At 68.6% G+C, this 21,939-nt stretch carries 20 protein-coding genes; 3 read left to right on the top strand and 17 right to left on the bottom strand.

Annotated features, from left to right (window positions below; translation table 11 throughout):
• Positions 1-151: 151 nt before the first annotated feature.
• From icmF to typA, 15 genes are all read right to left on the bottom strand, one after another.
• Positions 152-3,268 carry a fused isobutyryl-CoA mutase/GTPase IcmF gene (gene icmF, locus BJ988_RS20865; RefSeq protein ID WP_179659827.1) on the bottom strand — a complete coding sequence of 1,039 codons (3,117 nt, stop codon included), beginning with the start codon at positions 3,266-3,268 and terminating at the stop codon, positions 152-154.
• Positions 3,269-3,370: 102 nt separating this feature from the next.
• Positions 3,371-3,865 carry a MarR family winged helix-turn-helix transcriptional regulator gene (locus BJ988_RS20860; RefSeq protein WP_246321541.1) on the bottom strand — a complete coding sequence of 165 codons (495 nt, stop codon included), beginning with the start codon at positions 3,863-3,865 and terminating at the stop codon, positions 3,371-3,373.
• A gap of 23 nt (positions 3,866-3,888) precedes the next feature.
• The gene (locus BJ988_RS20855) at positions 3,889-4,398 is read right to left on the bottom strand and encodes a hypothetical protein (protein ID WP_179659826.1); all 510 of its coding nucleotides are present in this window, start codon (positions 4,396-4,398) and stop codon (positions 3,889-3,891) included.
• Positions 4,399-4,477: 79 nt separating this feature from the next.
• Positions 4,478-4,804: a DUF4333 domain-containing protein gene (locus BJ988_RS20850; protein ID WP_179659825.1), complete on the bottom strand. Its 327-nt coding sequence runs from the start codon at positions 4,802-4,804 to the stop codon at positions 4,478-4,480.
• 112 nt (positions 4,805-4,916) lie between these two features.
• Entirely contained in the window at positions 4,917-5,816 is a 900-nt protein-coding gene (thpD, locus tag BJ988_RS20845; protein WP_179659824.1) for an ectoine hydroxylase, read from the bottom strand.
• On the bottom strand, positions 5,813-6,265 hold the full coding sequence (locus tag BJ988_RS20840; RefSeq protein WP_179659823.1) for an ectoine synthase: 453 nt from the start codon (positions 6,263-6,265) through the stop codon (positions 5,813-5,815). Before BJ988_RS20840 ends, thpD begins: the two co-directional genes overlap by 4 nt.
• A 26-nt stretch (positions 6,266-6,291) precedes the next feature.
• Positions 6,292-7,605 carry a diaminobutyrate--2-oxoglutarate transaminase gene (ectB, locus tag BJ988_RS20835; protein ID WP_179659822.1) on the bottom strand — a complete coding sequence of 438 codons (1,314 nt, stop codon included), beginning with the start codon at positions 7,603-7,605 and terminating at the stop codon, positions 6,292-6,294.
• Between the two features lie 97 nt (positions 7,606-7,702).
• A complete protein-coding gene (ectA, locus tag BJ988_RS20830; RefSeq protein ID WP_218861008.1) occupies positions 7,703-8,203 on the bottom strand; it encodes a diaminobutyrate acetyltransferase in 501 nt (166 codons plus the stop codon).
• Positions 8,204-8,319: 116 nt separating this feature from the next.
• Complete coding sequence (locus BJ988_RS20825; RefSeq protein WP_179661613.1) at positions 8,320-9,318, bottom strand: LacI family DNA-binding transcriptional regulator; 999 nt, start codon at positions 9,316-9,318, stop codon at positions 8,320-8,322.
• A 2-nt stretch (positions 9,319-9,320) separates the two neighbouring features.
• On the bottom strand, positions 9,321-10,778 hold the full coding sequence (locus BJ988_RS20820; protein WP_179659820.1) for a glycoside hydrolase family 1 protein: 1,458 nt from the start codon (positions 10,776-10,778) through the stop codon (positions 9,321-9,323).
• Positions 10,775-11,605 (bottom strand): carbohydrate ABC transporter permease, encoded by an 831-nt coding sequence (locus BJ988_RS20815; protein WP_179659819.1) that lies wholly within the window; start codon positions 11,603-11,605, stop codon positions 10,775-10,777. The genes BJ988_RS20820 and BJ988_RS20815 overlap by 4 nt, the downstream gene beginning before the upstream one ends.
• On the bottom strand, positions 11,602-12,594 hold the full coding sequence (locus BJ988_RS20810; protein ID WP_179659818.1) for a carbohydrate ABC transporter permease: 993 nt from the start codon (positions 12,592-12,594) through the stop codon (positions 11,602-11,604). The genes BJ988_RS20815 and BJ988_RS20810 overlap by 4 nt, the downstream gene beginning before the upstream one ends.
• Positions 12,595-12,597: 3 nt before the next feature.
• Complete coding sequence (locus BJ988_RS20805; protein ID WP_179659817.1) at positions 12,598-13,890, bottom strand: extracellular solute-binding protein; 1,293 nt, start codon at positions 13,888-13,890, stop codon at positions 12,598-12,600.
• A gap of 159 nt (positions 13,891-14,049) precedes the next feature.
• Positions 14,050-14,907 carry a class II fructose-bisphosphate aldolase gene (locus BJ988_RS20800; RefSeq protein ID WP_179659816.1) on the bottom strand — a complete coding sequence of 286 codons (858 nt, stop codon included), beginning with the start codon at positions 14,905-14,907 and terminating at the stop codon, positions 14,050-14,052.
• A gap of 78 nt (positions 14,908-14,985) precedes the next feature.
• Positions 14,986-16,878: a translational GTPase TypA gene (gene typA / locus BJ988_RS20795; RefSeq protein WP_179659815.1), complete on the bottom strand. Its 1,893-nt coding sequence runs from the start codon at positions 16,876-16,878 to the stop codon at positions 14,986-14,988.
• A gap of 99 nt (positions 16,879-16,977) precedes the next feature.
• Here typA and BJ988_RS20790 point away from each other — a divergent pair, with 99 nt between their 5' ends.
• Positions 16,978-18,285: a M4 family metallopeptidase gene (locus tag BJ988_RS20790; protein ID WP_179659814.1), complete on the top strand. Its 1,308-nt coding sequence runs from the start codon at positions 16,978-16,980 to the stop codon at positions 18,283-18,285.
• Between the two features lie 199 nt (positions 18,286-18,484).
• On the opposite strand, the gene BJ988_RS20785 is transcribed toward BJ988_RS20790, so the two are convergent.
• Together BJ988_RS20785 and BJ988_RS20780 are read right to left on the bottom strand one after the other, a co-directional pair.
• Positions 18,485-19,177 carry an amino acid racemase gene (locus BJ988_RS20785; protein ID WP_179659813.1) on the bottom strand — a complete coding sequence of 231 codons (693 nt, stop codon included), beginning with the start codon at positions 19,175-19,177 and terminating at the stop codon, positions 18,485-18,487.
• 70 nt (positions 19,178-19,247) lie between these two features.
• Positions 19,248-19,991, bottom strand: coding sequence for an SDR family NAD(P)-dependent oxidoreductase (locus BJ988_RS20780; RefSeq protein WP_179659812.1), 744 nt, complete (start codon positions 19,989-19,991; stop codon positions 19,248-19,250).
• A gap of 148 nt (positions 19,992-20,139) precedes the next feature.
• Between BJ988_RS20780 and mshA the strand changes: the two genes are divergently transcribed.
• Together mshA and BJ988_RS20770 are read left to right on the top strand one after the other, a co-directional pair.
• The gene (gene mshA / locus BJ988_RS20775) at positions 20,140-21,396 is read left to right on the top strand and encodes a D-inositol-3-phosphate glycosyltransferase (RefSeq protein ID WP_179659811.1); all 1,257 of its coding nucleotides are present in this window, start codon (positions 20,140-20,142) and stop codon (positions 21,394-21,396) included.
• Entirely contained in the window at positions 21,393-21,908 is a 516-nt protein-coding gene (locus BJ988_RS20770) for a type III secretion system chaperone family protein (RefSeq protein WP_179659810.1), read from the top strand. Before mshA ends, BJ988_RS20770 begins: the two co-directional genes overlap by 4 nt.
• The last annotated feature ends 31 nt before the right edge of the window (positions 21,909-21,939 follow it).

Below are 21,939 nucleotides of genomic sequence, written 5' to 3'. Positions count from 1 at the left end.
GGTCGAGCCGCCGGAGCCGCTAGGCGGAGGCGTGTCGAGACCAACACGGTCCCCTCGTCGCGCGAGAAGGGCTGTGTTGGTCTCGACACGGATTCGTTCGTACCTCACGAATCCGGCTCGACCAGCGCGGCGGCTCGATCAGCGGGGTTGGTCATACGTTCCTGCGGTACTGCCCGCCGACCTCGAAGAACGCCTCGGTGACCTGCCCGAGCGAGCAGACCCGAGCAGCGTCCATGAGCGCGGCGAAGACGTTCTCCTCGGAGGTGGCGGCCTGCTTGAGGCGGGCGATGGCTGCCTCGGCCTCGTTGGCGTGGGCAGCCTGGAAGGCGTGGACGCGGTCGAGCTGCGACTTCTTCTCCGACTCGGTCGCCCGGGCGAGCTCGACGGGGCCGGCCGGCTCGCCGTTCGTGTCCCGGACGAACGTGTTCACCCCGACGATCGGCAGCGTGCCGTCGTGCTTGCGGTGCTCGTAGAGCATCGACTCGTCCTGGATCTTGCCGCGCTGGTAGCCGGTCTCCATCGCGCCGAGCACGCCGCCACGCTCCGAGATCCGGTCGAACTCCTTGAGCACGGCCTCCTCGACGAGGTCGGTGAGCTGGTCGATGATGTAGGAGCCCTGGAGCGGGTTCTCGTTGAACGCCATGCCCCACTCGCGGTTGATGATCAGCTGGATCGCGAGCGCGCGCCGCACCGACTCCTCGGACGGGGTCGTGACGGCCTCGTCGAAGGCGTTGGTGTGCAGCGACTGGGCGTTGTCGTAGATCGCGATCAGCGCCTGCAGGGTGGTGCGGATGTCGTTGAAGTCCATCTCCTGCGCGTGCAGGGACCGGCCCGAGGTCTGGATGTGGTACTTCAGCTTCTGCGAGCGCTCCGAGGCGCCGTAGCGGTCCCGCATCGCGACCGCCCAGATGCGCCGGGCGACTCGCCCGATGACCGAGTACTCCGGGTCCATCCCGTTGGAGAAGAAGAAGGACAGGTTGGGCGCGAAGTCGTCGATGTCCATCCCGCGGGCCAGGTAGGACTCGACGTAGGTGAAGCCGTTGGCCAGCGTGAAGGCGAGCTGGGAGATGGGGTTCGCCCCGGCCTCGGCGATGTGATAGCCGGAGATCGAGACGGAGTAGAAGTTGCGTACGCCGTTCTCGATGAACCACTCCTGGATGTCGGCCATGCAGCGCAGCGAGAACTCCGTGGAGAACAGGCAGGTGTTCTGGCCCTGGTCCTCCTTGAGGATGTCGGCCTGCACCGTGCCGCGTACCGTCTGCAGCGCCTTCGCCGGGTCCACGCCACGCTCGCGTGCCTGGTCGATCACGGTGTTGAGGAAGAACGCCAGGATCGTCGGAGCGGGGCCGTTGATCGTCATCGACACCGAGGTCGTCGGGGCCAGCAGGTCGAAGCCGTCGTAGAGCGCCTTCATGTCGTCGAGCGTGGCCACCGAGACACCGGAGGTGCCGACCTTGCCGTAGATGTCGGGGCGTACGTCGGGGTCGCGGCCGTAGAGCGTCACCGAGTCGAACGCGGTGCTCAGCCGGGTCGCCGGCTGGCCCTCGGAGAGCAGCTTGAAGCGGCGGTTGGTGCGGAACGGGTCACCCTCGCCGGCGAACATCCGTGCCGGGTCCTCGTTGGCCCGCTTGTAGGGGAAGACGCCCGCGGTGAACGGGAAGACCCCGGGGAGATTCTCGTTGCGCAGGAACCGGGTCAGCTCGCCGCGGTCGGTGTAGCGGGGGGTCGCCACCCGCGGGATGTAGTTGCCCGACAGCGACGTCCGGCCACCCTCGTCGGCGGCGTACGTCTCCTTGGTCTGCTCCCACGACGAGAGCTGCTCGCGCAGGTCGTCGGGGAGGTCGGAGGCGGGAGCCTCGAGCTCGGGGTGGTCCTCGGCCACGATCTCGTAGGCCTGCTCCTTCCGCGCCGCGGCCACGAGCTCCACGGTGCGGGCGTGGTAGTCGCGTACGTCGCCGGCGATGTCGGCCAGGTAGCGCACCCGCTTCTCGGGGATGATCGGGTGGAGGCCGGTCGAGTGCCGGGTCGAGACGCGGGGGAGGACGCCCTCGCCGACCGCGAGCCCCGCGTCGGAGAGCAGCCCGCGCAGGTGCTGGTAGAGCGCGGTGACGCCGTCGTCGTCGAAGGCGGCGGCCGAGGTGCCGAAGACCGGCATGTCGTCGGGGGAGGAGGTGAACGCCTCCCGGTTGCGGACGAGCTGCCGGGAGACGTCACGCAGCGCATCCTTGGCTCCACGCCGCTCGAACTTGTTGATCGCCACGACGTCGGCGAAGTCGAGCATGTCGATCTTCTCCAGCTGCGAGGCGGCGCCGAACTCGGGCGTCATCACGTAGAGCGAGACGTCGACGAAGTCGCTGATCCCGGTGTCGCCCTGGCCGATGCCCGGCGTCTCGACGATGACGAGGTCCACGGCCGCCTTCATCACGGCGAGCACGTCGGTGAAGTGCTCGGGCACCTCGTGGCTGCCGCGGGTAGCCAGGGACCGGTAGTACGTCGTCGAGCCGCCGTCGCTGATGGCGGCGAGCGAGTTCATCCGGATTCGGTCGCCCAGCAGCGCGCCGCCACCGCGCCTGCGGGTCGGGTCGATGGCGAGCACGCCGATGCGGATCTTGTCCTCCTGGTCGATGCGCAGGCGTCGGACCAGCTCGTCGGTGAGAGAGGACTTTCCGGAGCCGCCGGTGCCGGTGACGCCGAGCACGACCGCCTGGTCTGCCGCCCGCAGGCGCGCCAGGAAGTCTTCGGGCAACCGACCCTGCTCGGCGCCGGTGATCATGCGGCCGATGGCGAGCCCGTAGCCCGCGATCACGCCGTCGGGGGTGACGTTGAAGGTGGGCCACAGGTCGCGGTCGATGTCGCGCACGACCGTGTTGATCATCCCCGGGAGCCCCAAGCGCTGGCCGTCCTCGGGGGAGAAGATCTTGACGCCGGAGTTGGCGAGCCGCTCGATCTCGTAGGGCACGATGACGCCGCCGCCACCGCCCACGACCTTGATGTGACCGGCGCCCCGGTCCTTGAGCGCGGTGACCAGATACTCGAAGAACTCCACGTGGCCGCCCTGGTAGGAGGAGACCGCGACACAGTGGGCGTCCTCCTGGACGGCCGCGTCGGCGATCTCGGTCACCGAGCGGTTGTGGCCGAGGTGGATCACCTCGCACCCCTGGGCCTGGAGGATCCGGCGCATGATGTTGATCGCCGCGTCGTGACCGTCGAAGAGGCTGCTCGCGGTCACGATCCGAACGTGGTTCTGGGGGATGTGGAGGTCGGACATGGGCGGTGCTCCCAGGGAATAGTTGGACGTCCAAGTATTTCCAGGATAGGTCGTCCGCCACATACGCGCCAGTACGCGACGTCTACCCCGCAGCGCGGGAGCTCAGCCGACCGAGTCGCCGGCGGCCGCCCGCAGCTCGGTGAGCAGCCCGGTCAGGCCGGGTACGTCCTCGATCCCCGGCTTCTCGAAGACCTCGGAGTTGAGCGAGACCGTGGCCGCCTCGACCGCCTCGCGGCCGGCGTCGGAGATGGCGGCGAGGACGACTCGACCGTCGTCGGCGGTGCGGCTGCGGCGTACGAAGCCCTGCTTCTCCAGCCGGGCGACGGCGCTGGTCACGGAGGCGGGGTGGACCTGGAGGCGGGAGCCGAGCTTGGCCATCGGGAGCTGGCCGTCTCGGGTGAAGGAGAGGAGGCGGAGCACCTCGTAGCGGGCGAAGGAGAGGTCATGGGGGCGCAGTGCGGAGTCGATGCGCTCCATGACGAGCTGGTGGACGCGGACGAGCGACGTCACCAGCGCCATCCCGTCGGCGGCATCTGCCCAGCCGTGCGCGATCCACTGTCGTTGCGCCTCACGGATGGGGTCCATGGCGGTCAGCATCACACAAAGTGTGTGCGATGTGGTTACGACGGCGTGCCGAAGGTGCCGAGCAGGTTGAGGATCACCGCGACTCCGATGACGGTCGCGATCACCGACAGCGTGACGACCAGACCGACCGCGAGGGAGAACGCCGTCCCCTCGTGTCGGGCGCCGCGCTGCTGGAGCGCGTAGAGCCGGGCGACGCTGGTGATCAGCGTGCGCCCCTCCTCGGCGTCGAAGCGGTACTGGTCCAGGTCGGGGACCGCCTCGGGGTCGTGCACGGTCCACACGCCCTGGTCGGTCTGCTCGTCATCGGCCTCGATGCGGCGTACGCCGGTCTTCTGGGTGTGCGGCTCATCGGCGAACCAGACGACGCTGCTGGTGTCCTCGATGATCGCGTAGGACTTCCGCGTCGGCATCGTCACGTGGTAGGTGAAGACCCAGCTCAGCTTGGCTTCCTGGAACTTGGAGTGCCAGCGGTTGTTGGTCAGGTCGAGCGCCATGTCGAACCCACGCGCGGTCTCGGTCGCCTTGTAGGGCGTTCCGTCGCACACGCGCGCGACATGGTCGAAGAAAGGCCTCGTATGAGGGGACACGACTCAACAGGTTATCTGCTCAGGGGGCTCTGTGGGATCACTCCGCGGCGTTGGGCGGCACGTCGATCTTGAAGCGGACCCGCTCACCGTCGACGTTGTCGACGGTGATGATCGCGTCGTACTTCTCGCCGTCGGAGGTGAGGACGCAGGTCATCTCGGTGCCGACCTTGCCCTCGAGGTCGCCGGGGCAGTCGAGGTCCTCGGGGGTGACACCGATGGCGTTGGTGAGCTGCTCGGTCGCGATCCGCTCGACCGTCTTCTCCTGGACGTAGTCCTTGCTCGAGCCGCAGGCCGTCAGGGAGAGCGACAGGGCGAGCAGTGCCGCGCCGGTCATGGCGCCCGAGAAGGCGCGGGTGCGTGTCATGGGGTCAGAGTATGCCGACCCGGACCACCCAGACGTACGCAGCACCAGATCCGCCGTGAGGATGCGCCTGGCCGCCGGCCCCGAGGGGGCCGGCGGCCGGGCGGCGGTGCGGTCAGCCCACCGGAGTGAAGTCGCGCGCCCCGATGAACGTTGGCCGCGGCCTCGGGGCCGAGAACGGCTCGACCGCGGTGTTCTCCACGCTGTTGAACACCAGGAAGACGTTCGAGCGGGGGTACGGCGTGATGTTGCCGTTGGACCCGTGCATGCAGTTGCAGTCGAACATGATCGCACTGCCGGCAGCGCCGGCTAGCACGTCGATCCCGTGGGTATCGGCCATCTTCGTGAGTGTCTCCTGGTCCGGAGTCCCGGCGCCCTGCATCACCAGCGAGGACTTGTAGTTGTCCTCGGGAGTGGCGCCCCCGCACGAGACGTACGTCTTGTGCGTGCCGGGCATGATCATCAGCGGCCCGTTGTAGGAGTGGTTGTCCGTCAGCGAGATGGAGATGCTGACGGTCCGCATCCGTGGCAGGCCGTCCTCGGCGTGCCAGGTCTCGAAGTCGGAGTGCCAGTAGAAGTCACCGCCGCCGAAGCCGGGCTTGGCGTTGATCCGGCTCTGGTGGATGTAGACCTCCGAGCCGAGGATCTGCCGGGCCCGGCCGACCACGCGCGGGTCGGCCGCCAGCCGGGCGACGACGTCGCTGGTCCTGTGCACCTCGAAGATCGAGCGCACCTCCTGCGAGGCGGGTTCGATGATGGTGCGCTCGTCGGCCCGGGTCTCCGGGTCGTCGCTGAGCCGGCGCAGCTCGGCGCGCAGCTCCTCGACCTCCTCAGGCGTGATGAGGTCGGGGACGCTCAGATAGCCGCGCTCGTCGAAGGAGTCGAGCGTCTGCTGGTCCATCGGCCCGTCGGCCGTCGTGCCCCAGACGACCGGGTCCAGGCGTGGGAGCGAGCTGAAGCCCTCCTCGAGGCGGGTGGGATACACGTCCTCGACGTGTTCGGTCGCAGCGGTCATGCAGTTGCCTCCTCTGTCGTGTTGCCGGTCGTGTTGCCGGTCGTGGCGTCGGGCTCGGTGAGGAGCGGGTAGACGCCGTTCTCGTCGTGCACCTCGCGGCCGGTGACCGGCGGGTTGAAGGTGCAGATCAGACGCAGGTCTGTCTTGGCGGTGACGGTGTGCCTGTCGTGCTTGTCGAGCAGGTAGCACATCCCGTCGCGGATCTCGTACGTCTCTCCCGTCTCGCGGTCGAGGAGCTCGCCCTCTCCGCCGACGCAGTAGACGCACTCGATGTGGTTGGCGTACCAGAACTCGTTCGTCGTCCCGGCGGGGATGTTGGTCTCGTGGAAGGAGAAGCCGACCCCCTCGCGGGCCAGGACGATCCGGCGGCTGCGCCAGTTGCCGTTCTCGGACTCGACGCGTACGTCGCGGTCGGTGTCGGCGAGATCTTCCAGGTAGGTGACGCGCATGTTCCCTCGTTTCGGTATCTGGGTGGTCAGGCCGGGTTGCCGTCACCGAGGACGGCTGCGGTGGCCTCCTCGAGGATGGCGAGACCGCGGGCGAGCTCCTCGGAGGTGATGGTCAGCGGCGGCATCGTCTTGAGAACCTCGTCCTCGGGGCCGGAGGTCTCGACCAGCAGACCCTGCTCGTACGCCGCGGTCGCGATCTTCCCGGCCGCGCTGGTGTCGGGGAAGGCGATGCCGGTCAGCAGGCCGCGACCGCGGACGGCCGCACCCTCGTACCGCTCGGCGATCTTCGTCAGTCCCTCGCGCAGCTCGACGGCCTTCGCCTGGACCTCCTTCTGGAAGGAGTCGTCGGCCCAGTACCTCTCCAACGCTGCCCGGCCGGTGACGAAGGCGAGGTTGTGCCCGCGGAAGGTGCCGTTGTGCTCGCCGGGCTCGAACTGGTCGAGCTCGGGCCGGATCAGGGTCAGCGCCATCGGCAGGCCGAAGCCGGAGATCGACTTCGACAGGCAGACGATATCGGGGGAGAACCCGGCCTCCTCGAAGCTGAAGAAGGTGCCGGTACGCCCGCAGCCGGCCTGCACGTCGTCGACGATCAAGATGATGTCGTACTCACGGCACAGGTCCGAGAGCGCCTTGAGCCACTCCAGGCGGGCGGCGTTGAGACCGCCCTCGCCCTGGACGGACTCCACGATGATCGCGGCCGGCTTGTCGACGCCGGAGCCGCTGTCCTGGAGCACCCGCTCCAGCCACATGAAGTCGTCGACGACACCGTTGAAGTAGTCGTCGTAGGGGATCTTCGAGCTGTTGGTCAGCGGGATGCCCGCGCCCTTGCGCTTCATCGAGTTGCCGGTCACCGCCAGCGAACCCAGCGTCATCCCGTGGAACGCGTTGGTGAAGGACAGCACGTGCTGGCGTCCGGTCACCTTGCGGGCCAGCTTGAGAGCGGCCTCGACGGAGTTGGTCCCGGTGGGCCCGGGGAACATCACCTTGTAGTCGAGGTTGCGCGGCTCGAGGATCAGGTCCGAGAACGCCTGCAGGAAGTCCCGCTTCGCGCCGGTGTGCATGTCCAGCGAGTGCAGGATGCGGCCCTCGCGCAGGTAGTCGAGCAGCGGCTCCAGCAGCACGGGGTTGTTGTGGCCGTAGTTGAGCGCGCCGGCGCCGGCGAAGAAGTCCAGGAACTCGCGCCCGTCCTCGCTGGTGAGGGTGGAGCCTTGGGAGTGGGTCATCACGGCAGGCCAGCTGCGGCAGTAGCTGCGGACCTGCGACTCCAGGGAGTCGAAGATCGCGGTGCCGCCGCCGGTCTGAGGCGTGTCGGTATTCGTGGGTTCGGTGGTCGTCGTCATGGATGACACCTCCGTGTGTCGTCGATCCCGAGAACGCGGGCACAATGCCCGGCGGACCAGGATGCGGTCGGTCGGATCGTGCGGTCGGATCGTGCGGTCAGAACGGACCGATGCGGAACAACAGCTCCGCGTCGTGCCCGTCCGGGAACATCGCGGCCTCGAAGAGCGGCGTGCGCTCGATCGGGGCGCTGCGTGCGTTCGCGAACGAGGTGAACAGCGCGATGGAGGCGCTGTTGTCCGCGGTGATGGTCGTCTCCAGGTGGCGTACGCCCTGGTCACCGGAGAGGCGGTCGACGAGCTCGTCGAGCATGCGGCGGGCCAGGCCCTGGCCGCGGTGTCGCTCGTCGACGGCGACCTGCCAGATCATCAAACTCTCCGGCTCGTCCGGGCGCCGGTAGCCGGTGACGAATCCTCCTGGGTCGTCATCGACGGTCGCGACGAGCGATGTCGCCGCGAAGTCGCGTGCCCACAGCAGGTAGGCGTACGAGGTGTTGACATCGAGTACCCGAGATTCCCGTGCCATCCGCCACATGTGCCGACCGTCCTCGAGGTCCGGTGAGCGGAAGTCGACTCGGGTAGCCGACTCCTGGCGGGGCACGCTGCCAGTCGAATTGCGATGTGGCATCGCGTCAGGACGTTAACAGTCCGGACCCAGGCATGCCCGGGAGGAGTCCGTACTCCGATATGCGGCCGGCGAGTGGCGCCTCGGTCAGGTCACGCAGACGTACGCCGCACCAGCTCGGGAGCGAAGACGACCCGCCGCGGGTGGGTGGTGGTGCCGTCGAGCTGGGCGAGGAGGAGCCGGACGGCCTCTCTCGCCATGTCTCCTATCGGGTTCTTGACCGTGGTGAGCGGGGGAGTGGTGCGCTCCGCGATGCCGAGGTCGTCGTAGCCGACGACCGCGATGTCGTCGGGGACGCGTCGGCCGGCCCGGCCGAGCGCGCGGAGCGCGCCCGCGGCCATCAGGTCGGAGGCGACCATCAGACCGTCGATGTCCGGATGGTCACGCAGCAGGATCTCGCAGGCGGCTTCGCCGCCGTCCTCGGTGAAGTCGCCCTCGATGAGTACGTCGGTGGCGAGCCCGGCAGCGTCGAGAGCGGCCCGCCAGCCGACGGCCCGGTCGATGCCGGCGCTCATGTCGGCGGGCCCGGTGATGGTGCCGACGCGGCGGCAGCCGCGTTCGATCAGGATGTTGGTGACCTCGCGAGCGCCGGCGACGTTGTCGGGGTCGGTGTAGAAGACCTTCTCCGCGCCGGCCAACGGCCGGCCGATGAACGAGGCCGGCAGCCCGATGACCGCGAGGTGGTCGGCGAGCGCATCGTTGCGGTGGTGGGAGACGACGATGGCGCCGTCGACGTGCCCGCCACGCAGATAGCGCAGCGTCCGCTGCATCTCCTGACCCGGCTGGGCGATCAACAGCACGACCTGCAGGTCGCGCTGGGCGAGTGCTTGGGTCACCACGTGCAGGGTGCGGGCGAAGAACGGGTCGGCGAAGACGCGTTCGTCCGATTCAGGCACGACCATCGCGACCGTCTCGGTCCGCCGGGTCACCAGGGAGCGGGCAGCCGGGTTGGGGACGTAGCCCAGCGTCTGCACGGCCTCGGCGACCGCCTCGGCGGCCTTCGCGGAGACGCGCGAGCCACCGTTGATCGCGCGCGACGCGGTCGCCCGGCTGACACCAGCCAGCCGGGCGACCTCGTCGAGCGTGGGCATGTTCACGCGCGCGCCGGAACCCGGTTGTTGGCGGCGACGTCGGCGAACCAGAGACCGCTGTCCTTCGGCGTACGCACCTGGGTCTCGAAGTCCACGTGCACGATCCCGAACCGGTGCCTGTAGCCGTAGCTCCACTCGAAGTTGTCGAGCAGCGACCAGGCGAAGTAGCCCCGCACGTCCGCGCCCTGTTCCATCGCGTCGAGGGTCGCGCGCAGGTGCGTGTCGATGTAGTCGAGTCGGGCGGTGTCGTGCACGGCGCCATCCTCCACCACATCATCGTAGTAAGCGCCGTTCTCGGTGATGTAGACGGGCGGGGCGCCGTACTCGTCGCTGAGCCGGGTCAGCAGCCGGGTCAGCCAGACCGGGTCGATCTCCCAGTCGCGGTCGGTGGTGGGGCGGCCGGTGCGCGGGGTGACGAACTCGGCGCCGGGGTAGGGGTTGCCCCGCGGCAGGTCGGAGTGCACGAGCCTGCTGCCCAGCACCTGGTCGGGGTCGATCTCGAACGGCTTCGCCGCGATGGCGTTGCCGAAGTAGAAGTTGATCCCGAGCACGTCGATCGGCGCGGAGATGACCTCGAGGTCACCCTCCAGCACCCAGTCCTGCCACGGCCGGCCCTGGAAGGTGAGCCCCTCGGTGTCCGCGGCCAGGTCGTCGGCGTACTTGCCTCGGAACAGCGGCTCGAAGAACACCCGGTTGTGCAGACCGTCGATCCGCCGGGTCATGTCGACGTCCTCGGGACGGTCGGCGTCGTAGGGGTCGACGACCGTCGGGTTGAGGGTGATGCCGAGGTGCTTGCCGTTCTCCGGCGTCGCGCCGCGGCTGCGCAGCTCGTTGATCACGAGGCCGTGCCCGAGCATGAGGTGATGAGCCGCGACGATGCCGGCCACACCCTCCTGGCGACCCGGCGCGTGCTGGCCACCGGAGTAGCCGAGGAACGCCGAGCACCACGGCTCGTTCAGCGTCGTCCAGTTGTCGACGCGGTCGGAGAGCTCGTCGTAGACGGTGGTGGCGTACTCCACGAACCGGTAGGCGGTGTCGCGGCTGGTCCAGCCGCCCTGGTCCTCCAGCGCCTGCGGCAGGTCCCAGTGGTAGAGCGTGATCCACGGCGCGATCTCGGCCTCGAGGAGCTCGTCCACCAGGCGGCTGTAGAAGTCGAGCCCAGCCTGGTTGACCTTCCCGCCGTCAGGCCGGATCCGCGGCCACGCCGTCGAGAACCGGTACGAGGCCAGGTTGAGGCGCTTCATCAGCGCGACGTCCTCGGGGACCCGGTGGTAGTGGTCGCAGGCCACCTCGCCGGTGTCGCCGCCCAGGACAGCCCCGGGAACCTTGGCGAAGGTGTCCCAGTTGCTGGGCGTGCGCCCGTCCTCGTCGACGGCTCCCTCGATCTGGTAGGACGCGGTGGCAGCACCCCAGAGGAAGTTCTCGGGGAAAGTGCGGCCCTGATGGGTCGAGGTGGTCATCCTTTGACGGCTCCTTGCATGATGCCGGACACCAGGTGGCGTCCGGTCGCGATGAACAACAGAAGTAGGGGCACGGTCGCGAGGATCGTTCCGGCCTGGACCAGGGCCATGTCGGCATGTCCCTGACCGGGTGCGACCTTGAGTGCGTCGAGCGCGGTCTGGAGGGTCTGCACGTCCGAGCCCTGCAGCACGATCAGCGGCCACATGAAGTCGGTCCACACCTGCATGAAGGTGAACAGAGCCAGGATCGCCATGGCCGGTCTCGCCGCTGGGATGGCGACGGTCCAGAACGTACGGATCATGGACGCGCCGTCGACGCGGGCCGCGTCGATGAGCTCGTCGGGGATCGCGTCGACGAGGTACTGCCTCATGAAGAAGACACCGAACGCGGTCACCATCCACGGCAGGATCACGGCGGGCAGGGTGCCGGTGAGGCCGAGGTTGGAGAACTGTTTGAGCATCGGCACCAGGGCCAGCTGGGTCGGCACCGCCATGGTGGCGACGACGAAGATCATGCCCACCTGGGAACCGCGGAAGCGGAGCTTGGCGAAGGAGTAGCCGGCCAGGGTCGAGAAGAGCACGACCGAGACCGCCGAGATCCCGGAGACGATGATCGAGTTGAGCAGCGCCGACCAGAAGTCGATCCGGTCGAGGACTCGGGCGGCGTTGTCGAAGAAGTGCCCTCCCGGGATCAGCGGCGGTGGTGCTTGGATCGCCCGCTGCCGGGTCACCGAGCCGATGACGAAGGACCAGTACAGCGGGAACGCCGAGCCCAGCAGGAACGCCACGAGCAGGCCATAAACGAGGAATCCAGGTCGTCGTGTCATCGAAGGCTCCTACGTTGGACGGCCCGGGTGACCAGGAAGTTGATCAGCGCGATCCCCACGATGATGAGGAAGAGCACCCAGGCGGCGGCGGCCGCACGTGGATACGGGTTGGTCGTGGTCTGGGCGGTGTTGAAGACGTACATCGTCAAGGTCGTGTACTGGAAGTCGGAGCCGCCCTGGAAGCGCAGGTTGGTGTCGAAGATCCGGGGCTCGGTGAAGATCTGCAGGCCACCGATGGTCGAGGTGACGATGACGAAGATCATCGTCGGTCGGATCGAGGGCAGGGTGACGTGGAAGAACTGCTTCACCTTGGAGGCGCCGTCGATGTCGGCCGCCTCGTAGAGGTCCCGCGGGATCGCCTGCATGGCGGCGAGGATGATCAGCGCGTTGTAGCCGGTCCAGCGCCAGTTGACCATGGTCGCGATCGCGGTCCAGCTCGCGAACCGGTCGGCGTGCCACGGCACCTTCGAGAGGCCGAAGCCGTCGAGCGTCTGGTTGATGAGGCCGGTGCCGTCGGCGAAGATCGCGCCGAAGATCATCGCGGACGCAGCAGGTGCGACCACGAAGGGAAGCAGGATGCTCATCCGCCACAGCGTGCGGCCCCGGAGCCGGGTGTCGAGCAGGGCGGCGAGGATCGTCGCCACGATGATCTGCGGCACCGAGGAGAGCAGGAAGATCCCCATGGTGTTCCAGAAGGCCTTGCGGAAGACCGAGTCACCGAGGACGTGGGCGTAGTTGTCCCAGCCGACCCACGGACCGACCTCGGACCCGTAGGCGGGCCAGGAGAAGAAGGACAGGTAGCCGGTGTAGAGCATCGGGTAGAGCCCGATGATGGCGAAGACCAGGAAGAACGGCGCGATGTAGAGGTACGGCGAGAGCTTCAGGTCCCACCTGGAGAGCCGGTCACGCCAGGTCTGGCGGCGGGGGGACGCCCCGGCCGAGGTCGCCGTGGTGGCGTTCTCGACCGGGGCGGATGTGGTGGTCGGCATCGATCAGGACATTCCTTCGACGCCCTCGACGAAGGTCGCCCACGACTTGTCGGGGTCGGTGCCCTCGTCGACACGTCGGATCGCCTGCTGGAAGAGACCGAGGATGTCGGAGTACTTGTCACCCTTGAACGGGACACCCGCAGGCACCGCTTCCGCGCGGCTGGCGAGGATCTGCGAGGTGGGGGCGTCGTTGAAGTACGGGTCCGTGGCGTTCTCCTCGGCCAGGACCGTCTGGGCCTCCAGGTTGGCCGGGAAGTTGCCGGCCACCTTCGACGCGGCCACCTGGGACTCGGCGGTGGTCAGGTAGTTGGCGAACTCCTTGGCCTCGTCCGGGTGCTCCGACTGCGTCGGGACGGCGAGGTAGGAGCCACCCCAGTTGCCGCCGCCGCCCGGGAAGGCGTCGACGATGTCCCAGCCCTTCACGTCAGGCGCGGAGTCCTTGATGTTGGCGAACATCCAGCCGGGGCAGGGGATGGTGGCGAACCCGTCGTTGGTGAAGTTGGCCATCCAGTCCTCGCCCCACTGCTCGACCTTCGTCGAGAGGGTGGGGGCGTGCTGCGAGACCGTGTCGTAGACCTCCCGGAGGTCCGGGTTGTCGACGTCGACCTTCTGGTCCTTGGTCTGGAAGGGGTACTCCACCTGGTTGAGCATCGCCTGGGCGACCGCGCCGCTGGAGTCGTACCAGGCCGTCTTGGGCATCTTCTTCTTGAACTGCTCGCCGGTGGCGTAGTAGGTGTCCCAGTCCTTGAAGAGCTCCTTCACGGCCTCGCGGTCGCTCGGGAGGCCGGCCTTCTCGAAGAGGTCGGCGCGGTAGCAGAACGCCTCCGGGCCGGCGTCGGTCGGGTAGCCGATCTGCTTGCCGTCGGCGGTCTTGCCCTCGAGGTACTTCGACTCCATCCAGCGGCTGTCGAGCTCGGAGTCGGACAGATCGACGAACTGCTCCGAGGCGCCCTCGGCGAGCAGCGCGGGCATCATGTCGCCCTCGATGCCGACGATGTCGGTGAGGCCCTCGCCGGACTGCAGGCCGGTGGTCAGGCTCTGCTTCCAGGTGTCCCACTCGGCGACGACGGTCTGCTTGACCTTGAAGGGGCGTTCAGGGTCGGCGTTCCACTTCTCGATGAGGTCGCCGTAGCCGAATTCGCTGAACGTCGTGATGGTCAGGGTGTCGTCCTTGCCGAGCTTGGTCGACTCGCTGGGGTCGTCGCCGCCGCCGCAGGCGGCGACGAGGCCGACGACGAGAGTGGCGACCGCGCCAGCGGCTAGACCGCGGCGCCAGGACTTGGAGATCTTGGACACGGGGTGCTCCTGCACGTCTGTGTGGGGAGTGAGAGCGCTTCCACTCTCGGGACTAGGGAGAGTGTGATCGCGCTCACAAGGCCCTGTCAAGTGGCGGGCACTTAACGATTCCGTGTCTGTGGGAGCGCTTCCACAAAAATGGGGAAGCGGTGGCGTCGATCAGTCCGAGATGACGGTGAGCAGCCGAGCGGCCTCGGCGGTCATGGCGTCACGGCCGGCCCCGAGGTAGCGGCGCTGGTCGACCAGGTCGCGGTCCGCGTCGAGCCGTTCCCGGACCGCTGCGGTGAAGGCCTTGTTGAGCTGGGTGGCGACGTTGATCTTGGTCATCCCGGCGGCGATCGCGGCCCGAAGGCCGTCGTCGCTCACCCCGGAGGAGCCGTGCAGGACCAGGGGGACGTCGACGGCGCTTCGGAGCTCTGCGATCAGCGCCTCGTCCAGAGTCGCGTCGCGGGTGGTCATCTTGTGGCTCGAGCCGACCGCGACGGCGAGGGCGTCGACGCCCGTGCTGGCGACGAACGCGGCCGCCTCGACCGGGTCGGTGCGTACGCCCGGTGCGTGGACGCCATGATCTCGACAAGCTCGATCCATCGCCTTGCCGCCGACCTCGCCGAGCTCGGCCTCGACGTGGGCACCGCGGTCGTGGCAGCGGCGGGCGACAGCAGCGGTACGGGTGAGGTTCTCCTCGTAGTCGAGCTGGGAGGCGTCGTACATCACCGACGAGAAGCCGAGGTCGACCGCGATCCCGACCAGGCGCTCGTCGGTCGCATGATCCAGGTGCAGCGAGATCGGCATCGTCGAGCCGGACGCGACCGCGATCGCGGCGTGGGCCAGCGGCGCCAGGCCGCCGTGATATCGCACGGCGTTCTCGCTGATCTGCACGACGACCGGCCGGTTCGCGGCCTCGGCTCCGGCGGCGATGGCCTCGACGGTCTCCAGGTTGATCGCGTTGAAGGCGCCGACACCGCGGCCTTCCGCGTAGGCGGCGCTGACGAGCGCGGCGGTGGTCGTGAGGGTCATGAGGGGAAGTGTCGCAGCCAGATCACAGCGAAACGGCCGCCGACCCCGGTGGGGTCGACGGCCGTCACGAGGAGTCGGTCAGGACTTGTTGGCCTTGCGCGCCCGGCTCGCGATCTTCCCGCGGTCGTTGGCGTCGAGGACGACCTTGCGGATGCGGACCATGTCGGGGGTGACCTCGACGCACTCGTCCTCGCGGCAGAACTCCAGGCACTGCTCGAGGGAGAGCTTCTTCGGCGGGATGAGCTTCTCGAAGTTGTCGGAGGTGGCGGAGCGGACGTTGGTCTGCTGCTTCTCCTTGGTGATGTTCACGTCCATGTCGTCGGCGCGGGAGTTCTCGCCGACGATCATGCCCTCGTAGACCTCGGTGGCCGGCTCGACGAACATGACGCCGCGCTCCTGCAGCGAGGTCATGGCGTACGCCGTGGCAGCACCGGTACGGTCGGCGACGAGCGAGCCGTTGTTGCGCGAGCGGATCTCGCCGGCCCAGCGGTCGTAGCCCTCGGAGATGTGGTGGGCGATACCGGTGCCGCGGGTCTCGGTGAGGAACTCGGTGCGGAAGCCGATCAGGCCACGCGCCGGCACGATGAACTCCATGCGCACCCAGCCGGTGCCGTGGTTGGTCATGCCCTCCATGCGGCCCTTGCGGGTGGCGAGCAGCTCGGTGATGGAGCCGAGGTACTCCTCCGGGGCGTCGATGGTCAGGCGCTCGTACGGCTCGTGGACCTTGCCGTCGACCTCCTTGGTGACCACCTGCGGCTTGCCGACGGTCAGCTCGTAGCCCTCGCGGCGCATCTGCTCGACCAGGATCGCCAGCGCCAGCTCGCCGCGGCCCTGGACCTCCCAGGCGTCCGGACGCTCGGTGTTGAGGATCTTCAGCGACACGTTGCCGATGAGCTCCTGGTCAAGGCGGTCCTTGACCAGACGCGCGGTGACCTTCGAGCCCTTGACCTTGCCGACCAGCGGCGAGGTGTTGGTGCCGATGGTCATCGAGATGGCCGGCTCGTCGACGTGGATGAGCGGCAGCGCGACCGGGTTCTCCGGGTCGGCGAGCGTCTCGCCGATGGTGATCTCCGGGATGCCGGCGATGGCGACGATGTCACCGGGGCCGGCGACCTCGCCCGGCTTGCGCTCGAGGCCCTCGGTGATGAGCAGCTCGGTGATGCGTACGTTCTTGACGTCGCCGTCACGCCGCATCCAGGCGACGTTCTGGCCCTTCTTCAGGGTGCCCTGGTGGACGCGGACCAGCGCGAGGCGGCCGAGGAACGGGCTCGCGTCGAGGTTGGTGACGTGGGCCTGGAGCGGCGCGCCCTCGACGTAGGTCGGAGCCGGGATCGTGTCCATGATCGTCTGGAACAGCGGCTCGAGGTCCTTGGAGTCGGGCAGCTCACCGTTGCCGGGCTGCTCGAGCGCGGCGACGCCGGCCTTGCCGGAGGCGTAGACCACCGGGAAGTCGAGCGCGTCCTGGCTGTGCGAGTCGTCGAGCAGGTCCATGAAGAGCTCGTAGGTCTCGTCGACGACCTCCTCGATGCGGGCGTCGGGACGGTCGACCTTGTTGACCACCAGCACCACCGGCATGTCGGCGTTGAGCGCCTTGCGCAGCACGAAGCGGGTCTGGGGGAGGGGGCCCTCGGAGGCGTCGACCAGCAGCACGATCCCGTCGACCATCGACAGACCGCGCTCGACCTCACCACCGAAGTCGGCGTGGCCGGGGGTGTCGATGATGTTGATCGTCATCCCCTCGGGAGCGCTCGGCCCGTTGTAGTGGATCGCGGTGTTCTTCGCGAGGATGGTGATGCCCTTCTCGCGCTCGAGCTCGCCGGAGTCCATGACCCGGTCGGCGACCGACTCGGCCTCGTGCTCGGTGAAGGTGCCTGCCTGACGCAGCATGGCGTCGACCAGCGTGGTCTTACCGTGGTCGACGTGCGCAACGATGGCGACGTTGCGGAGATTTGCCTTGAGGATCTCGGACATGTGCGAAGCGGCTCGATTTCTGGCGCGGGACGGGACGACTGATCTTATCCGCCAGGACCTCCTTGACCCGCATCCGGAGATGGCGGTTGGGTGAGACCCATGACTTCTCGGAAACACGTCTGCCACATCGTGCCTCCCTACCTCATGCAGCGGCTCGACCCCGCCCGCCTCGACCAGGACAACGGTTTCCGAGCGGCCCGCGCGGAGCACCTGACCAGGGTTCTCGCCCAGCGCCCGGCTCCCGAGGCGGGCAGCACCGCCGCGGAGGCGGGGGACTGGACCGTCTACACCGCGGCCAACGGCACCGACCTCCCCGGCGAGAAGGTGCGTGCCGCAGGCGAGCCGGATTCCGGTGACGAGAGCGTCGACGAGGCCGCGACCGGCATCACCGGCTCGCTGGCCCTCTTCGAGGAGGTCTACGGCCGCGACTCCTACGACGGGCAGGGCATCGAGGTCGTGATGACCGTCCACTACGACCGGGACTACGCCAACGCGTTCTGGGACGGCACCCAGCTGGTCTTCGGCGACGGCGACGGCAAGATCTTCCAGCGCTTCACCAAGGCCGTCGACGTGATCGGCCACGAGCTCTCCCATGCGGTCACCGAGCACACCGCCGGGCTCGTCTACCAGGGCCAGCCCGGAGCGCTCAACGAGCACATCTCCGATGTCTACGGCTCCTGCGTCAAGCAGCGTCTCCTCGGGCAGAGCGCGGAGGAGGCCGACTGGATCATCGGCGAGGGCCTCTTCACCGAGTCCGTCCAGGGCGTCGGGCTGCGTCACATGCTCGAGCCGGGGACGGCGTACGACGACCCCGAGCTGGGCAAGGACCCGCAGCCGGCCCACATGGACGACATCTACGACGGCCCCGACGACAACGGCGGCGTCCACATCAACTCCGGCATCCCCAACCGCGCGTTCGCCCTGGCCGCCAAGGCGATCGGGGGCAGCTCGTGGGACGGCGCCGGCAAGATCTGGTGGGCCGCGCTGACCAACGGCGCCGTCACCACCGACACCGACTTCGCCGGGTTCGCCGCGGCGACCGTCGCGGAGGCCGGCGACCAGGCCGAGGCCGTCACCACCGCCTGGTCCGAGGTCGGGGTCACCCCGGCTTCCGGGACTCCCGCGCCCGGTGGCGAGGCGCCGACCACGACCGTGAGGGTTCGTCGCAGCGGCGGTTTCATGGGGCGTACGACCGAGGGGACCGCCAAGCTCGCGCCGTCGGCAGCCCAGGTGGCCACCGTGCGCAACCTGGTCGCGGGTGGCGGTGCTCCGTCCAAGCCGAAGGGTGCCGACCGCTACGTCTACGAGTTCGAGATCGACGGTCAGACCGCCGTCGTGCACGAAGGCGACCTGAGCCCCGAGCTGCACGCGCTCGCCAACGATCTGCTCGAGAAGTACGACAGCTAGCCGAGACGACCGGAGCGAGGCCGAGCGGCGAGCTTGCTCGTCCGCTCGTGCCGAGCGAGGGAGTAACCGCGCGCAGCGAGGAGGCGTCAGCTACGTCGGCCGAGTTGGCACTGCGCTGACATCTCGGCCGACCGGAGTGACGCCTCGACCGACCGGAGTGACGCCTCGACCGACCGGAGTGACGCCTCGGCCGGCAGGGCTACGCGGGGAGGGCGTGGTTGAGCGCGGCCTCGACGTGGACGGAGATGGCGTCGAGGATCGGTACGTCGACGTCGTTGGGCCGGACCAAGAGGCTGAGCTCGGAGGCGCCGAGGATCACGCCGTCGGCGCCGGCGTCCCACAGCTCGTGGACGACCTCGAGGACCCGCTTGCGGGAGCCCGACACGACGGTCCGGTGGACGAGCTCCTCGTAGATGATCGAGTCGAGCATCTCCACGTGGAGGGGGTCGGGCAGGTTGACGTCGACGCCGTGGTCGGAGATGCGCTGCGCGAAGAAGTCGTTCTCCACGGTGTAGCGGGTGGCGAGGAACCCGACCTTGGTGATGCCGAGCTCCTTCGACTTCGTGGCGAGCACGTCGGCCAGATGCAGCACGGGTACGTCGACGGCCGCCGCCACCTGGTCATAGACCTTGTGGAAGGTGGTGGTGCACAACAGGATCAGGTCGGCGCCGCCGGCCACCACGCTGCGGGCCGCGGCGACCAGGATCTCGGCGACCTGGTCCCAGGACTCCTTCTCCTGAAGGTCCGTCAGCTCGGCCAGGTCGACAGAGGCCAGCACGATCTTGGCGGAGTGAAGACCGCCGAGCCGCTCCTGAACACCCTTGTTGAGTCCCTCGTAGTACGCGGCGGTGCTTTCCCAGCTCATGCCGCCGATGAGTCCGATCGTCTGCACCCGTCGAGTGTGACACCGCCGGAGGCTGCGTACGGAATCCTCGGTGGCCTGACCAGGGCCGATGTCGGCGTCAGCCCTCGCGGTGCACCTTGTGCGGGGCGGCCTGGGCGCGGGGCTTGATGACCAGCTCGTCGATGTTGACGTGAGCCGGACGGGTGGCCATCCAGACGATCGCGTCGGCGACGTCCTCGGCCACCAGCGGGTCCGCGACCCCCTGGTAGACGGCCTCGGCGGCTTCCTGGTCGCCCCCGAGGCGGACGAGCGAGAACTCCTCGGTCTGGACCATGCCCGGGGCGATCTCCATGATCCGCACCGGCTTGTCGACGATCTCCAGGCGCAGCGCCTCGGTGACCGCACGGGTGCCGAACTTCGCAGCGTTGTAGCCCGCGCCGCCCTCGTAGGCGCGCCGGCCGGCGATCGAGCCGAGGTTGATGATCGCGCCCGCGCCGGAGGCGATCAGTGCCGGGAGCAGCGCCTTGGTCACCCGGGTCAGGCCGACCACGTTGACCTCGAACATCGCCTGCCACTTGGCCAGGTCGGCCTCGGCCACCCGGTCCACGCCGAAGGCGCCGCCGGCGTTGTTGACCAGCAGGTCGAGCCGGTCGCCGACCGCCTCGACGAGCGCGGCGACGGAGTCGTCGGAGGTGACGTCGGTCACGATCGCGGTGCCGCCGATCTCCTCGGCCAGCGCCTCGATCCGGTCAGCGCGGCGAGCGGCGAGGAAGACGTGGTAGCCCTCGTTGGCGAGCTGACGGGCGGTGGCGGCGCCGATCCCGCTCGAGGCGCCGGTGACGACAGCGTTCTTGGAGGGCATGGCGCCATTCTCTCGTTGCTCGCTCGGCCTCGCCCCACCGGTCCCACGATCGAAGATGGTTCGAGCACGTTCGCGAGGCCGGGAATGATGAGCGACATCGGAGTGTTGAGAGACGGGACCAGAGGCATACACACACAAAGGGGCAGGCATGATCCACCGCGTAGCGATGGTCAGTCTGCACACCTCTCCGCTCGACCAGCCGGGCACCGGCGACGCAGGCGGCATGAACGTCTACGTCCTCGAGCTCTCCCGGCGGCTGGCCACCCAGGGCATCGCGGTCGACATCTTCACGCGCGCGACCTCGTCGCGGCTCCCGCAGGTCGTCGAGGCGTTCGACGGGGTCGCGGTCCACCACGTCCACGCCGGTCCCTTCGAGGGGCTGGCCAAGGGCGACCTACCCGGACAGCTGTGCACCTTCGCACGCGAGGTGCTGCGCGCCGAGGCGTCCAACCCGCCCGGATACTTCGATGCCGTGCACTCCCACTACTGGCTCTCGGGCCAGGTCGGGGCGCTCTCCCGCGACCGCTGGGGCGTGCCGCTGGTCCACTCGATGCACACCATGGCGAAGGTGAAGAACGACGCGCTCGCCGAGGGTGACAGCCCCGAGCCGGAGGCTCGGGTGATCGGGGAGGAGCAGGTCGTCGCCGCCGCCGACATGCTGATCGCCAACACCGATCTCGAGGCCAAGCAGCTGATCAACATGTACGACGCGGAGCCGGGTCGCGTCGCGGTCGTGCATCCCGGTGTCGATCTTCGGGTCTTCCGTCCGCGCGGCCGTGCCGAGGCCCGGGCGGCGCTCGGGCTCCCGGCCCGGGCTCACGTGCTCCTCTTCGCCGGCCGCATCCAGCCGCTCAAGGCTCCCGACGTACTCCTGCGGGCGGCTGCAGTCATGCTCGCGCGCGACCCCTCGCTGCGCCGCGACCTCGTCGTCCCGATCGTCGGGGGGCCCTCCGGCTCCGGTCTCGAGCACCCGACCGGCCTCGCCGACCTGGCTGCCGAGCTGGGCATCTCCGACGTGGTCCGGTTCGTCCCGCCGGTGCGCCAGGACGAGCTCGCGCTGTGGTACTCCGCCGCCTCCGTCGTCGCCGTCCCCTCCTACAACGAGTCGTTCGGCCTGGTCGCCGTGGAGGCCCAGGCCTGCGGCACCCCCGTGGTCGCCGCCGCAGTCGGCGGCCTGACCACCGCGGTGCGCCACGACCGCAGCGGTCTCCTGGTCGACGGACACGACCCGGCGCAGTGGGCCGACGCGCTCACCGACGCCGTCTCGTCCCACCCGCGCTGGTCGGTGCTGGCCGACGGTGCCCGCGAACACGCCCAGGACTTCTCCTGGGATCTCACCGCACGCAATACGCTCGAGGTCTATGAAGAGGCCAAGATGCTGATGCGTGAGGAGCTGACGGCATGACGGATGTTTCCCGACGCGATCTGGAAGAGGTCGTACGCGGCTGGCTGAAGTCCAACGACCTGGACTGGGACGAGAAGTCGCAGCCCGGTGGCGAGCTGGTCTTCTCGTTCGCGCTGCCCGGTGAACGCAAGCTGCAGACGCCGGTCCGGCTCGACCTCGGGCAGCACGCATTGGGCGTGCACGCCTTCGTCTGCCGCCGCCCTGACGAGAACTTCGAGACCGTCTACCGCTGGCTGCTCGAGCGCAACCTGCGGCTCTACGGGGTCGCCTTCGGGATCGACCGGCTCGGCGACATCTATCTCGACGGCCGGCTGCCGCTGGCGATGGTCGCTCCCGACGAGCTCGACCGTCTGCTCGGCTCGGTCCTGACCTACGCCGACGAGTCCTTCAACACCATCCTCGAGCTCGGCTTCGCGACGTCGATCCGCAAGGAATGGGAGTGGCGCAAGCTTCGCGGCGAGTCGACGGCGAACCTGGAAGCCTTCCGAGGCTGGCTGGAATCCGCCGAGTAGTCAGTTTCTGACGCCGAGCGGTCAGTTTCTG

The organism is Nocardioides panzhihuensis (genome assembly GCF_013408335.1).
GTDB classification, from domain to species: domain Bacteria; phylum Actinomycetota; class Actinomycetes; order Propionibacteriales; family Nocardioidaceae; genus Nocardioides; species Nocardioides panzhihuensis.
This window is presented reverse-complemented; position numbering and strand designations above follow the sequence as displayed.

Coding starts and splice junctions, on each gene's coding strand:
- BJ988_RS20800 (WP_179659816.1), bottom strand. CDS start 14,907: ATGACCCTCACGACCACCGCCGCGCTCGTCAGCGCCGCCTACGCGGAA.
- BJ988_RS20790 (WP_179659814.1), top strand. CDS start 16,978: ATGACTTCTCGGAAACACGTCTGCCACATCGTGCCTCCCTACCTCATG.
- mshA (WP_179659811.1), top strand. CDS start 20,140: ATGATCCACCGCGTAGCGATGGTCAGTCTGCACACCTCTCCGCTCGAC.
- BJ988_RS20815 (WP_179659819.1), bottom strand. CDS start 11,605: ATGACACGACGACCTGGATTCCTCGTTTATGGCCTGCTCGTGGCGTTC.
- icmF (WP_179659827.1), bottom strand. CDS start 3,268: ATGTCCGACCTCCACATCCCCCAGAACCACGTTCGGATCGTGACCGCG.
- BJ988_RS20840 (WP_179659823.1), bottom strand. CDS start 6,265: ATGCGCGTCACCTACCTGGAAGATCTCGCCGACACCGACCGCGACGTA.
- thpD (WP_179659824.1), bottom strand. CDS start 5,816: ATGACCGCTGCGACCGAACACGTCGAGGACGTGTATCCCACCCGCCTC.
- BJ988_RS20850 (WP_179659825.1), bottom strand. CDS start 4,804: ATGACACGCACCCGCGCCTTCTCGGGCGCCATGACCGGCGCGGCACTG.
- BJ988_RS20770 (WP_179659810.1), top strand. CDS start 21,393: ATGACGGATGTTTCCCGACGCGATCTGGAAGAGGTCGTACGCGGCTGG.
- BJ988_RS20820 (WP_179659820.1), bottom strand. CDS start 10,778: ATGACCACCTCGACCCATCAGGGCCGCACTTTCCCCGAGAACTTCCTC.
- BJ988_RS20860 (WP_246321541.1), bottom strand. CDS start 3,865: ATGCTGACCGCCATGGACCCCATCCGTGAGGCGCAACGACAGTGGATC.
- typA (WP_179659815.1), bottom strand. CDS start 16,878: ATGTCCGAGATCCTCAAGGCAAATCTCCGCAACGTCGCCATCGTTGCG.
- BJ988_RS20825 (WP_179661613.1), bottom strand. CDS start 9,318: ATGCCCACGCTCGACGAGGTCGCCCGGCTGGCTGGTGTCAGCCGGGCG.
- BJ988_RS20810 (WP_179659818.1), bottom strand. CDS start 12,594: ATGCCGACCACCACATCCGCCCCGGTCGAGAACGCCACCACGGCGACC.
- ectB (WP_179659822.1), bottom strand. CDS start 7,605: ATGACGACGACCACCGAACCCACGAATACCGACACGCCTCAGACCGGC.
- BJ988_RS20780 (WP_179659812.1), bottom strand. CDS start 19,991: ATGCCCTCCAAGAACGCTGTCGTCACCGGCGCCTCGAGCGGGATCGGC.